At 69.6% G+C, this 12,350-nt stretch carries 11 protein-coding genes; 9 read left to right on the forward strand and 2 right to left on the reverse strand.

Translation table 11 applies throughout. The annotated features are described in order from the left end of the window. Positions 1-64: 64 nt before the first annotated feature. From ACQP10_RS12755 to ACQP10_RS12770, 4 genes are read left to right on the forward strand one after another with little or no spacing between them, the layout of a single operon-like run. A complete protein-coding gene (locus ACQP10_RS12755; protein ID WP_346020255.1) occupies positions 65-1,033 on the forward strand; it encodes a branched-chain amino acid ABC transporter permease in 969 nt (322 codons plus the stop codon). Beyond that, positions 1,030-2,178: a branched-chain amino acid ABC transporter permease gene (locus ACQP10_RS12760; protein WP_346020254.1), complete on the forward strand. Its 1,149-nt coding sequence runs from the start codon at positions 1,030-1,032 to the stop codon at positions 2,176-2,178. Before ACQP10_RS12755 ends, ACQP10_RS12760 begins: the two co-directional genes overlap by 4 nt. Then, positions 2,175-2,999 carry an ABC transporter ATP-binding protein gene (locus tag ACQP10_RS12765; protein ID WP_312872973.1) on the forward strand — a complete coding sequence of 275 codons (825 nt, stop codon included), beginning with the start codon at positions 2,175-2,177 and terminating at the stop codon, positions 2,997-2,999. The genes ACQP10_RS12760 and ACQP10_RS12765 overlap by 4 nt, the downstream gene beginning before the upstream one ends. Continuing rightward, positions 2,989-3,774, forward strand: coding sequence for an ABC transporter ATP-binding protein (locus tag ACQP10_RS12770; protein WP_246423901.1), 786 nt, complete (start codon positions 2,989-2,991; stop codon positions 3,772-3,774). The genes ACQP10_RS12765 and ACQP10_RS12770 overlap by 11 nt, the downstream gene beginning before the upstream one ends. Positions 3,775-3,895: 121 nt before the next feature. Here ACQP10_RS12770 and ACQP10_RS12775 read toward each other — a convergent pair whose 3' ends face one another. Next, positions 3,896-4,465: a DUF4352 domain-containing protein gene (locus tag ACQP10_RS12775; protein WP_389998268.1), complete on the reverse strand. Its 570-nt coding sequence runs from the start codon at positions 4,463-4,465 to the stop codon at positions 3,896-3,898. Positions 4,466-4,876: 411 nt separating this feature from the next. Between ACQP10_RS12775 and ACQP10_RS12780 the strand changes: the two genes are divergently transcribed. From ACQP10_RS12780 to ACQP10_RS12790, 3 genes are read left to right on the forward strand one after another with little or no spacing between them, the layout of a single operon-like run. Continuing rightward, positions 4,877-5,740: a transporter substrate-binding domain-containing protein gene (locus ACQP10_RS12780; RefSeq protein WP_346020252.1), complete on the forward strand. Its 864-nt coding sequence runs from the start codon at positions 4,877-4,879 to the stop codon at positions 5,738-5,740. Positions 5,741-5,743: 3 nt separating this feature from the next. Beyond that, positions 5,744-6,595 carry an amino acid ABC transporter permease gene (locus ACQP10_RS12785; RefSeq protein ID WP_346020251.1) on the forward strand — a complete coding sequence of 284 codons (852 nt, stop codon included), beginning with the start codon at positions 5,744-5,746 and terminating at the stop codon, positions 6,593-6,595. Next, a complete protein-coding gene (locus tag ACQP10_RS12790; protein WP_312872968.1) occupies positions 6,592-7,353 on the forward strand; it encodes an amino acid ABC transporter ATP-binding protein in 762 nt (253 codons plus the stop codon). Before ACQP10_RS12785 ends, ACQP10_RS12790 begins: the two co-directional genes overlap by 4 nt. A 327-nt stretch (positions 7,354-7,680) precedes the next feature. Here the strand turns inward: ACQP10_RS12790 and ACQP10_RS12795 are convergent, their stop codons facing one another. Further along, a complete protein-coding gene (locus ACQP10_RS12795; RefSeq protein ID WP_386148686.1) occupies positions 7,681-8,103 on the reverse strand; it encodes a PaaI family thioesterase in 423 nt (140 codons plus the stop codon). 68 nt (positions 8,104-8,171) lie between these two features. On the opposite strand from ACQP10_RS12795, the gene polA reads away from it, so the two are divergent. Both polA and ACQP10_RS12805 read left to right on the forward strand, forming a co-directional pair. Next, positions 8,172-10,889 (forward strand): DNA polymerase I, encoded by a 2,718-nt coding sequence (gene polA / locus ACQP10_RS12800; protein ID WP_346020250.1) that lies wholly within the window; start codon positions 8,172-8,174, stop codon positions 10,887-10,889. An 86-nt stretch (positions 10,890-10,975) separates the two neighbouring features. Next, positions 10,976-12,112: a polysaccharide deacetylase family protein gene (locus ACQP10_RS12805; protein ID WP_346020249.1), complete on the forward strand. Its 1,137-nt coding sequence runs from the start codon at positions 10,976-10,978 to the stop codon at positions 12,110-12,112. The last annotated feature ends 238 nt before the right edge of the window (positions 12,113-12,350 follow it).

Genomic DNA, 12,350 nt, shown 5'->3' on the forward strand with positions numbered 1-12,350 from the left:
CCCGGGCCGGTGACGTGGGCTACCGGCAGTGCAGGCGACCCCCGCTGGAAGTGGTATCCCCCAAGTGTTCAGTGACTTCATCAATCAATTCTGGCCGGCGTCGATCGACGGCCTGGCCTTCGGTTCCATTTACGCTCTGATCGCGCTCGGCTACACGATGGTGTACGGCGTGCTGCGGTTGATCAATTTCGCGCATTCCGAAGTGTTCATGATCGGTACGTTCGGCGCGATGTTCGTTCCGTTCACGTTGGGCATCGACTCGACGCTCACCGGCATCGCGCTGGTGGGCGTGATCCTGGCGATGATCGCGGCGGGCATGCTGGCGTCGGCGGGTACGGCGATCGCGCTGGAGCAGGTGGCCTACAAGCCGCTGCGCAAGCGTGGCGCGTCGCGGCTGGCGGCTCTCATCTCGGCGATCGGCGCCTCGATCTTCCTTCAGGAGCTGTTCGCCCTGGTGGTGATTCCGGGGGTGTTCGACCGTCCGGAGCGGGGCCGCATCCAGATGGGTCTGCCCCGGTTGATGGAGCGGTCGGAGCTTTTCTCGATCGCGGGTCATCCGGTGCGGGTGGACCAGGTGGTGGTGATCATCGCGGCGATCGGCATGATGATCGCGCTGGACGCGCTGGTGAACCGGACGAAGATCGGCCGTGGTATCCGTGCGACCGCGCAGAATCCGGAGGCGGCCACCCTGATGGGGGTGGACATCAACAACATCGTCCGGATGACGTTCCTCATCGGCGGCGCGATGGCCGGTGTGGCCGGCGCGCTGTACCTGATCTCGTACGAGAACACGAACTACTACATCGGGTTCCTCTTCGGCATCAAGGCGTTCACCGCGGCGGTGCTGGGCGGTATCGGCAACCTGCGTGGTGCGCTGGTCGGCGGGGTCGTGCTGGGTCTGGTGGAGAACTACGGTGCGATCCTCGTCGGTTCCGACTGGAAGCACGTGATCTCCTTCACGATCCTGATCCTGGTCCTGATGTTCCGTCCCACCGGAATCCTCGGTGAATCACTCCAGCAGGCGCGCGCATGAACAAGAAGACTTCCTCGGCGGGTTTCCGTCATCAGCTGAGTCACTTCGGTGACGTCATGCACGACCGGTGGCTGCGGGCGCCGGGCTGGCAGCGGTGGATCGTCTATCTGCTGCTGATCGTCTGTGCGTTGCTGCTGCCGTCGGAGAGCATCGGCAGTTTCATGTCGCCCGACACCGACTGGGCGACGATCCTGTTCTTCCCGATCGGCACGTACGTGGTGCTGGCGATCGGCCTGAACGTGGTGGTGGGCCAGGCGGGTCTGCTCGACCTGGGTTTCGTCGCGTTCTACGCGGTGGGCGGCTACGCGATGGCGTTGCTGGGCACCAGGATGGGCTGGGACTTCTGGGTGATCCTGGTGGTGGGCATCGGGATCTGCGCCCTGTCGGGCATCACGCTGGGAGCTCCGACGCTGCGGCTGCGCGGTGACTATCTGGCGATCGTCACGCTGGGCTTCGGTGAGATCATCCGGATCACGGCCCGTAACACCGACTCGATCGGCGGTCCGACGGGTATCAGCGGCATTCCGCACCCGCCGAATCTGAGTGAGGACTTCGAGCTGTTCGGCGTCAAGATCTTCAAGTACGGCGTGCTGGACCCGAGGCCGTACTACTACCTGCTGGTGGCGCTGGCGGTCATCGTGATCATTCTGGTGAAGCGGTGGGAGAAGAGCCGGGTCGGGCGTGCGTGGGCGGCGATCCGTGAGGACGAGGACGCGGCCGAGGTGATGGGCGTGCCGACGTTCCGGTTCAAGATGCTGGCGTTCGCGATCGGCGCGTCGATCGGTGGCGCGATGGGTGTGCTGTGGGCGGCGAAGTCGGTGTCGCTGAATCCGAACGACTTCCAGTTCCTGCTGTCGGCGACGATCCTGGCGGCGGTGGTCATGGGCGGCTCGGGCAATCTGCCGGGCGTCATGCTGGGGGCGTTCGTGGTGGCGTGGCTGCCTGAGCGTTTCCGGGAGCTGAAGGACTACCGCATGCTGATCTTCGGTGCGGTGCTCGTGGCGCTGATGATCTTCCGTCCGGAGGGGCTGTTGCCGTCGCGGCAGCGCAAGGCGGAGTTCAAGGAGGGCTCCGGCGGGATGGGGACGCTCGGTGCCGAGGTGCCCGGGCCGGAGTCGCACGGTGAGGAGGTGGCCTCCAGGTGAGCACCGAGGTGAGCACGGGGGCGAACGCGGAGGCGGGCCGGGAGGGCCGTCGCGCGCTGCTGGAGCTGCAGGGGCTGACGATGCGGTTCGGCGGTGTCACGGCGCTGAAGGACGTGGGCCTGACGATCGGTGAGGGGGAGATCTTCGCCCTGATCGGTCCGAACGGCGCGGGCAAGACGACGGTCTTCAACGTGGTGACCGGGGTGTACCGGCCCACGGAGGGCCAGGTGTTGTTCGGGGGCGAGAGGATCAGCGGTCTCAAGCGCTTCAAGATCACGAAGCGCGGTGTCGCCCGGACGTTCCAGAACATCCGCCTGTTCCACAACATGACGGCGCTGGAGAACGTGATGGTGGGCTCCGACGTCCACCATCGCGCGGGCATGGTCAGCGTGGCGCTGGGCCTGCCCTGGCACCGGCAGGCCGAGCGGGAGGGCCGGGCGCTGGCGATGGAGCTGCTCGACTTCGTCGGGGTCTCCCATCGGGCGCACGACTACGCCAAGAACCTGCCCTACGGTGACCAGCGGCGGCTGGAGATTGCCCGCGCGCTGGCGACGGACCCGAAGCTGCTGCTGCTGGACGAGCCGGCCGCGGGCATGAACCCGGCGGAGAAGGTGGCGCTGCAGCAGCTGATCCGGGACATCCGGGACGCCGGCCGGACGATTCTGATCATCGAGCACGACATGAGCCTCATCATGGGCATCAGCGACCGCATCGCGGTGCTGGACTTCGGCCAGAAGATCGCCGACGGGCTGCCGGATGAGGTGCGGAACGACCCCCGGGTCGTCGAGGCGTATTTGGGGGCTCCCGCAGATGCTTCTTGAGGTCAAGGACATCCACGTCCACTACGGCAAGATCGAGGCCCTCAAGGGCATCTCGGTCGAGGTGAACGAGGGTGAGATCGTCACGCTCATCGGGGCGAACGGGGCGGGCAAGACCACGACCCTGAAGACGATCTCGGGCCTGCGGGGCCTGACGTCGGGCAGCATCGTCTTCGACGGCAAGGACATCTCCAGGATGCCGGGCCACAAGCGGGTCGTGGCGGGCCTGGGGCAGGCCCCCGAGGGCCGTGGCGTCTTCCCCGGTATGACGGTGCACGACAACCTGCTGATGGGCGCCTACACCCGCTCGGGCAGCTTCTCCGCGGAGCTGGCGGAGGCGTACGAGCTGTTCCCGCGGCTGGCCGAGCGCCGCAACCAGGCGGCCGGCACGATGTCCGGCGGTGAGCAGCAGATGCTCGCGATCGGTCGCGCGCTGATGGCCAAGCCGAAGGTGCTGCTGCTGGACGAGCCGTCGATGGGTCTGGCGCCGCTGATGGTGCAGCAGATCTTCTCCATCATCGAGGAGATCAACCGCCGGGGCACCACGGTGCTGCTGGTGGAGCAGAACGCCCAGCAGGCGCTGAAGCTGGCGCACCGGGCGTACGTGCTGGAGACCGGGAAGGTGGTCAAGAGCGCGCCCGCAGCCGACCTGCTGAACGACCCGGACGTGCAGGCCGCCTATCTCGGCGGCGGTCTGGGGCACGACGCGCCGGAGGAGCCGGCCGTGTCCCAGGAGCGGGCCGTGCCCGAGGAGCGGAGCGGCGCGCCGGAGGCGTGACGTCCCGTGCCGGCCGGTCCGGTCCGCCGCCACGGGGTGAGCCCCGCGGCGGCGGACCGCACGGCCGGCGCGGGTCGCCTGCGGCTCTTTGTCCCCTGCCGCCCTCCGCCGCCCCCGGGGGTCAGCGGAGCGGCACCTCGGCGCCCTTGGTGGTGCCGCCGACGCCGAGCGGCGGGTCGCCGAACAGGCGGATGCCGGTGACCCGGGCGTCCTTGGGGATGTCGAACCACAGGTCCATCTCGATCCTGACCTCGGCGCCGAGGGGCAGGGTGTCGGGCTGGCGCTTGATGGCCTGGGCGAAGGCGTTGACGGCGTGGGCGGTGCCGTCGGCGGTGAGGAGCCGCTGGCGTTTGGCGTCGAACCGGGAGTTGGTGCGGCCGGGGTTCTCGGCGACGATCCGCACGACCACGTACTGGCCCTTGGCCTGCCACTCGCCGTGGCTGCCGACGAAGCCGTCGAGGCCGGTCTGCAGGCCGATGACCTGGAAGCGGGTGTCGCCGTCGGTGACCGGGGCGGCGTGCACGGCCCGTTCGCCGGGCCGTACGTGGCGGGTCGGCAGGTCGTAGGCGGGCGCGGGGGAGGCGCCGCGGGCGGCGGTCGCGGCCGGGGCCGGCGGGTCCGCCGCTGAGCAGCCGGAGAGCAGGAGTGCGGTCAGCGCGGCACCGGCGAACGCGGTAGGGGGGTTGCGCACACCGGGCAACGTAACCGAGGCGGTCGCGGAGATCAATGAGTCCGGCGCGGGCACGTGAACCGTGTCGGGGCCGCCGGTTCCGGCGGGCGTCCGGAGCTTGGGGCGCCCGGTGGGGAGCGTGTGAACGGGGACACACCGCTCTGAAGTGCGAATATAGTTCGTTTACATTGTTTGGGGACGCGGCCTGACCGGCCGCCGTTCTTACAGGCCGGCGCGAAACCGGGCGTTGGCCGTCGGATGAAGGAGGCGCCGGGATCGATGCCGGAACAGGCGGCGACCGGGCGGCTTCGAACGTGACTGTTGTCCGAATTGTGTCGTATCGGTGATCTGCATGGCCATGCGGCTGGGAAAGCATTCCCAGCACTGAGGTATCTGTTTCCGGATGCGACACCGATCCGTAAGGAGGCCGTTGTGGGCCTGAGTTCTGTTCTCCGCCGTCGGACGCTGGCGGTGGGCGCCATGGTCGTCGCCGGCGCGCTCGGCCTGTCGGCCTGTGGCGGTGACGGTGGCGACACCACCGCGTCGAACGGGGGCGCCTCGTCGAACGCGTCCGCCGCGGGCGGCGTCAAGGTGGTCAACCCCGGCAAGCTGACCGTCTGCACCAACCTCCCCTATGAGCCCTTCCAGTTCAAGCAGGGCGACAAGACCGTCGGCTTCGACGTCGACATCATGGACCTGGCGGCCAAGAAGCTCGGCCTGACGCAGGAGATCGTGGACATCGACTTCGCCGTCATCAAGAGCGGCGCGGCGATGGCGACCGGCAAGTGCGACGCGGCCGCGGCCGGCATGACGATCACGCCGGAGCGCAAGGCCAACATCGACTTCTCCGACCCCTACTTCGACGCCACCCAGGCGCTGCTGGCGAAGAAGGGCAGCGGCGCCGCCTCCCTCGACGACATCAAGAGCAAGAACCTGCGGCTCGGCGCGCAGGCCTCCACCACGGGCCTCGACTACGTCAAGAAGCAGGGTCTCAACCCCAAGGAGTTCGCCGACTCGCCCAAGGAACTGCTGGGCCTGCAGTCGGGTCAGGTCGACGTGATCGTCCAGGACCTGCCGGTCGTGCTGACCTGGCTGAAGAAGCCGGAGATCGCCGACAAGTTCGAGATGGTCGCCAGCCTCGACACCGGTGAGCAGTACGGCATCGGCCTGAAGAAGAACGCCGACCCCGTCCTGCTGAAGACCATCAACGAGTCGATCGCCGCCGCCAAGTCGGACGGCACCTACGACGAGATCTTCATGAAGTGGTTCGGCAAGAAGCCCGGAGAGCTCGGCTGATCCATGACCGACCATCTCAAGGCGGCTGAGCCGTCCCGTCCGGCCGGAACCCCCTCCGGCCGGACGGGCCTCAGCCCCCGCAAGAAGCAACGGATCAGCCGGGCCGTCCAGTACGTCGTGCTGGCGGCCCTGGTGGTCTTCCTCGCGCTGCGCGTCGAGTGGGGCCCGCTCGGCCAGAACTTCGCCAAGGGCGAGGTCGCCGGGGAGATGTTCCCGGACCTGTTCACGGTCGCGCTGAAGAACACGATCATCTACTCGGTGGGCGGCTTCGTCTTCGCCTTCCTGCTGGGCCTGGTGTTCGCCCTGATGCGGATGTCGTCGGTGCGCCCCTACCGGTGGATCGCGGTCGCCTACATCGAGATCTTCCGCGGGCTGCCCGCGCTGCTGATCTTCCTGCTCATCCTGTTCCTGCCGCTGGCGCTGCCGGGCTTCGAGGTTCCGGGCGGTACCTACGGCCAGGGCATCCTGGGCCTGACGGTCGTCGGCGCGGCCTACATGGCCGAGACGCTCCGCGCGGGCCTGCAGGCCGTACCCAAGGGGCAGATGGAGGCGGCCCGCTCGCTGGGCATGTCGCACGCCAGGGCCATGGTCAGCATCGTCATCCCGCAGGCGGTGCGGATCGTGATCCCGCCGACGACCAACCAGTTCGTGGCGCTGCTCAAGGACTCCTCGCTGGTGCTGTTCCTCGGCGTGTCCGGCGAGTACGTCGAGCTGACGAAGTTCGGCAACGACATGGCCTCCACCTACGCCAACGCCACCCCCATCCTGGTGGTCGGCATCACGTATCTCCTGGTCACCATCCCGCTGGGCTACCTCGCCTCCCGGCTGGAACGTCGTCAGGCGAAGGGACGGTGAGCGGGGTGGAGCACGCGGTCGAGATCCGCGACCTGCACAAGTCGTTCGGCGAGCTGGAGGTCCTCAAGGGCATCGACTTCTCCGTCGAGCCCGGCCAGGTCGTCTGCGTCATCGGCCCCTCGGGGTCGGGCAAGTCGACGCTGCTGCGGTGCGTGAACCTCCTGGAGCAGCCCACCTCCGGCCGGGTGGTCCTGGAGGGCATCGAGCTGACCGACCCCGACGTCGACCTCGACGCGGCCCGCCGCCGGGTCGGCATGGTCTTCCAGCAGTTCAACCTGTTCCCGCACATGACGGTGCTGGAGAACGTGATGATCGCCCAGCGGCGGGTGCTGAAGCGCGGGAAGGCCGAGGCCGACCGGGTCGCCCGGGAGAACCTGGAGAAGGTGGGCATCGCCGAGAAGTGCGACGCCTACCCGGCGCAGCTGTCCGGCGGCCAGCAGCAGCGGGTGGCCATCGCCCGGGCGCTGGCCATGAACCCGGCGCTGATGCTCTTCGACGAGCCCACCTCGGCGCTGGACCCCGAGCTGGTCGGCGACGTGCTGGCGGTCATGCGCAAGCTGGCCGAGGAGGGGATGACGATGCTCGTGGTCACCCACGAGATGGCGTTCGCCCGCGACGTAGCCGACCGGGTGGTCTTCATGGACGGCGGCGTGATCGTCGAGGACGGCCCGGCCGCCCAGGTGATCGGCGACCCGCAGCAGGAGCGCACCAAGGCGTTCCTGCGCCGGGTGCTGGACCCGACCCACACCGACGTCTGAGGCGTCCCGCACGTCCGGCACGGCCCTCGCGGCCCCGCACCCCGGTGCGGGGCCGCGAGGCCGTTCCCGGGGCCCGGGGGAGGCCTTTGGCGCCGTGCAGAGCTTCCCCGACCCTGCGCGTTTTCTACTCGGCCTCCCCGCGGGCACCGCTGTCACCCACCGTAGCGACCCATGTGCCGATAGTGCAAAGATGTACGGCCCGGATCCGGCCTCGCAACGTAAAGGATCGGCGGTCCCGCGCGGAGCGGGCACGCGCCTGGAGGCCCGCCGGCCCCGCGTGGCCCGGGAGGACCGCCGGAGGCGCGGACGGCGCGGGGCCGTACGGGGTCAGCGGTCGCGCAGCACGCAGGTCAGGCGCGAGGTGCACACCAGGCGGTCCTGCTCGTCGGTGATCCGGATGTCGTAGGTGGCGAGCGTGCGGCCGCCGTGGATCCGGGTGGCGACGCCGGTGACGTGGCCGGAGGTGGCCGAGCGGTGGTGGGAGGCGTTGATCTCGACGCCCACCGCGATCCGGCCGGGCCCGGCGAACAGCGCCGCCCCGGCCGAGCCGAGGGTCTCGGCCAGCACGCAGGAGGCGCCGCCGTGCAGCAGGCCGTACGGCTGGACGTTGCCCTCGACCGGCATCCGGCCGACCACCCGGTCCGGGCCGGCCTCGACGATCTCGATGCCCATCCGGCCGATCAGGGTGTCGGCCTGGGAGGCGCCGAGCCGCTCCCACAGCCGGCGGGCGACCTCGTCGGGGTCCGTCATGGTCAAGGGGATGCCTCCTGTCGTACCGACCCAGGTTTTCTGTCGCACCAGGAGACTAGGCTTTTGGTGTGCCGAAGAACGAAGCGACCCCCTCTCGTCCGTGTCTGCTGCTGCTGGACGGTCACTCCCTGGCCTACCGGGCGTTCTACGCCCTGCCGGAGGAGAACTTCTCCACGACGACCGGGCAGACGACCAACGCGGTCTACGGTTTCACGTCGATGCTGGTCAACGTGCTCCGCGACGAGCAGCCCACGCACGTGGCGGTCTGCTTCGACCGGTCGGAGCCGACGTTCCGGCACGAGGAGTACACCCCCTACAAGGCCAACCGCAGCGCGAGCCCCGACAGCTTCCGCAGCCAGATGAGCCTCATCCACGAGATGCTCGACGCGCTGCACGTCCCGCACATGTCGCTGCCGGGGTACGAGGCCGACGACCTGATCGCCACGCTCGCCACCCGCGCCGCCGACCAGGGGATGAACGTGCTGGTCGTCACCGGCGACCGCGACGCGCTGCAGCTCGTCGACGACCGGATCACGGTGCTGATGACCCGGGTGGGGATCAGCAACATGACGAGGTTCACGCCCGAGGCCGTCGAGGAGAAGTACGGCCTCACCCCGGTCCAGTACCCCGACTTCGCCGCGATCCGCGGCGACAGCAGCGACAACCTCCCCAACATCCCGGGCGTGGGGGAGAAGACCGCCGCCAAGTGGATCCGCGAGTTCGGCTCGCTGGAGGAGCTGGTGAACCGGGTCGACGAGGTCACCGGCAAGGTCGGCGACAAGCTGCGGGCCCACCTCGACCAGGTGCTGCTCAACCGCCGCCTCACCCACCTGCTGCGCGACGCGCCGCTGGAGCAGGACGTCGCGGCGCTGACGATCGGCCGGTGGGACCGCGGGGAGATCGACAAGATCCTCGACACGCTGGAGTTCCGCGGCGAGATCCGCGACCGGCTGTTCAAGACGCTCGGCACGGCCGAGGCCACGGGCGAGGACGGCGAGGCGTTCGAGGTCGACGTCGTGCGGCTCGGCCCCGACGAGGTCGCCGCCTGGCTCGCGGCGCTGCCCACCGGCCCGGATCACCGCGCCGGCCTGGCCTTCACCGGCTCCTACGCCAAGGGCGCCGGCCGCCTGGACGGCATCGCGATCGCCGTGCCGGGCGACGGCGCGCCGGGCCGAGCGGCCTTCGTCGACCCCGTGGCGCTCACCGAGTCCGACGAGGCGGCGCTGCGGGCGTGGCTGGCCGACGAGTCGGCGGCCAAGGCCGTCCACGACGCCAAGGGCCCCATGCTGGCGCTGTGGTCCCAGGGGATGGAGCTGCGCGGCCTGACGTGCGACACGGCGCTGGCCGCCTACCTCGCCATGCCGGGGCAGCGCGCCTTCCCGCTGGAGGACCTGGCGCGCTCCTACCTCCAGCGGGAGCTGCGCGGCCAGGCCGACGACGGCGGCCAGGCGAGCCTGTTCGACGACCTTGAGGAGGAGGCCGCCCGCGACCTGGGCCTGCGGGCGCTGGCCGTGGCCGAGCTGGCCGACGCGCTGGAGGCGTTCCTGAAGACGCGCGGCGGCGCCGGCCTGCTGCGCGACGTGGAGCTGCCGCTGGTGGGCGTGCTGGCCGAGATGGAGCGGGCCGGGATCGCCGCCGACGGCGACCACCTCGGCCGGCTGGAGGCCGAGTTCGGCGCCGCGGTCAAGCAGGCCGTGGAGGCGGCGCACGCCTGCGTCGGCGAGCAGTTCAACCTCGGCTCGCCCAAGCAGCTGCAGGAGATCCTGTTCGTCAGGCTCGGGCTGCCCAAGACCAAGAAGACCAAGACGGGCTACACCACCGACGCCGACGCGCTGGCCTGGCTGGCCACCCAGACCGACCACGAGCTGCCGACGATCATGCTCCGTCACCGCGACCAGGCCAAGCTCAAGGTCACCGTCGAGGGCCTGATCAAGGAGGTCGCCGACGACGGGCGGATCCACACCACCTTCAACCAGATCGTCGCGGCCACCGGGCGGCTCAGCTCCGAGAAGCCCAACCTGCAGAACATCCCGATCCGCACCGTGGAGGGCCGCCGGATCCGGCAGGGCTTCGTGGTCGGCTCCGGCTACGAGACGCTGCTGACGGCCGACTACAGCCAGATCGAGCTGCGGATCATGGCGCACCTGTCCGGCGACGAGTCGCTGATCGCGGCCTTCGAGTCGGGTCACGACTTCCACCAGGCCACCGCCGCGCGGGTGTTCGACATCGCCCCCGGCGAGGTCACCGGGGAGATGCGCGCCAAGATCAAGGCGATGAACTACGGCCTGGCCTACGGCCTGTCCGACTACGGGCTGTCGGCGCAGCTGAACATCCCGGTGGCCGAGGCCAGGGGCCTGAAGGAGGAGTACTTCGAGGAGTTCGGCGGCGTCCGCGACTTCCTCAACGCGATCGTCGCGCAGGCCCGGCAGGACGGCTACACCGAGACCATCCTGGGCCGCCGCCGCTACCTCCCCGACCTCAACAGCGACAACCGCCAGCGCCGCGAGATGGCCGAGCGGATGGCGCTCAACGCCCCGATCCAGGGGTCGGCGGCCGACATCATCAAGGTCGCCATGCTGGGCGTCCACCGCGCGGTCAAGGAGGCCGGTCTGCGGTCGCGGATGCTGCTCCAGGTCCACGACGAGCTCGTGTTCGAGGTGGCGCCCGGAGAGCTCGACACGCTGCGCGACCTGGTCGTCGGCCGGATGAACGCCGCCTACTCCCTGCGGGTCCCGCTGGAGGTCTCCGTGGGCGTCGGGCGCACCTGGGAGGACGCCGGCCACTGAGCCCCGGCGGTCGGGATCGTCCGGCCCGCCCGGATCTGCTCTAGGGTGGGTCATCGAGCCGACATCTTCGACGTCACGGGGGTTTCGTGCGGAGTCTGACGCCGTTCGCACAGGTCATCATGCTGGTGAACGTGCTGGTGGTGGCCGTCGCGGTGGTGGCGCTCCTGGTGCTGCCCCCGGCGACCACGCCGGTCGCCGACTGGACGAGGGGGCGGGCGACGGATTCGCCGTCCGCCGCGCCGGACCCCTCGGGGTCTCCGGGCTCCGCGGAGTCCGCGGACCCCGCCCTGCCGTCGGCCGAGCTGCCGCCGCCCGTCCCGGCCACCCCGGAGTTCGCCCGGCAGGTCGGGGCCAACGAGGCCGGGATGGTCCCGGTGCTGATGTACCACCGGATCGTCGCCAAGCGCGCCGCCTCCATCGACCGCACGCCCGCCCAGCTGCGCAAGGAGCTGGAGAGGCTCGCCGAGGACGACTACGTGCCGGTCACCGCGCGCGAGTTCGTCACCGGCCGGATGGACATCCCGGCCGGCAAGCACCCGGTCGTGCTGACCTTCGACGACGGCCACTCCAGCCACTTCGCGCTGGACGACTCCGGCGCGCCGGTCAAGGACACCGCCGTCGGGGTCATCTACGACGTCGCCAGGAGGTACCCGGGCTTCCGCCCGGTGGCGACCTTCTGGGTCAACCGCGAGCCGTTCGGGCTGCGCGCGGAGAAAGACCAGAAGCGCGCGGTGGACTGGCTGGCCTCCCACGGGTTCGAGGTCGCCAACCACACCTGGCGTCACCCCTACCTCCCCGCCATGCCGAAGAAGAAGGTCGCCGAGCAGCTCGCGCGGACCGAGCGGCTGCTCGGCCGGCTCGGCGTCGGGCCGTCGGAGACGCTGGCCCTGCCCTACGGCGCGATGCCGCGCAAGAGGTCCATCGTGCAGGCCGGCAAGTGGGACGGCGTCACCTACCGGTTCAAGGGCGTCTTCCTGGCCGGGGCGCAGCCGTCGGAGTCGCCGTTCACCAAGGGATACGACTGGCGGGCCATCCAGCGGATCCAAAGCAACGGTAAAAAAGGCGAATGTCGTCGATGGTGCTCGCAGTACTGGCTGGAGTGGCTGCGCGACCACCCCGACCGGCGCTACACCGCCGACGGTGATCCGGCCCACATCTCCGTTCCCAAAGGACTTCGCGGTAAGATCAGCTCCCGGAACAGGGGACGGGTGATCGTCTACTGAGCGACCCCGATCACGGTCCGGATCAGCTGATTTCCGGTCCGGACCCCCGGCGTGTCGTGCCCCCGGATTGACCAGGCTCGTCTGGTCTCATATGCTGATCGCTGCGCTGTGGGCTCGTGCGTGTCTCGGACCGAGTGGGCTCGCGCTCGATCAAGTCGGCGTAATCCTCCGGATTCTCCGGCTGATCGGTAAGAGGCCTGCTGCGTGTTCGCCACATCGACATCTGTCCGCGTTCGGA

This window comes from Streptosporangium sandarakinum (assembly GCF_050942225.1).
Taxonomy (GTDB): Bacteria; Actinomycetota; Actinomycetes; order Streptosporangiales; family Streptosporangiaceae; genus Streptosporangium; species Streptosporangium nondiastaticum.

Coding starts and splice junctions, on each gene's coding strand:
- ACQP10_RS12760 (WP_346020254.1), top strand. CDS start 1,030: ATGAACAAGAAGACTTCCTCGGCGGGTTTCCGTCATCAGCTGAGTCAC.
- ACQP10_RS12770 (WP_246423901.1), top strand. CDS start 2,989: ATGCTTCTTGAGGTCAAGGACATCCACGTCCACTACGGCAAGATCGAG.
- ACQP10_RS12785 (WP_346020251.1), top strand. CDS start 5,744: ATGACCGACCATCTCAAGGCGGCTGAGCCGTCCCGTCCGGCCGGAACC.
- ACQP10_RS12795 (WP_386148686.1), bottom strand. CDS start 8,103: ATGACGGACCCCGACGAGGTCGCCCGCCGGCTGTGGGAGCGGCTCGGC.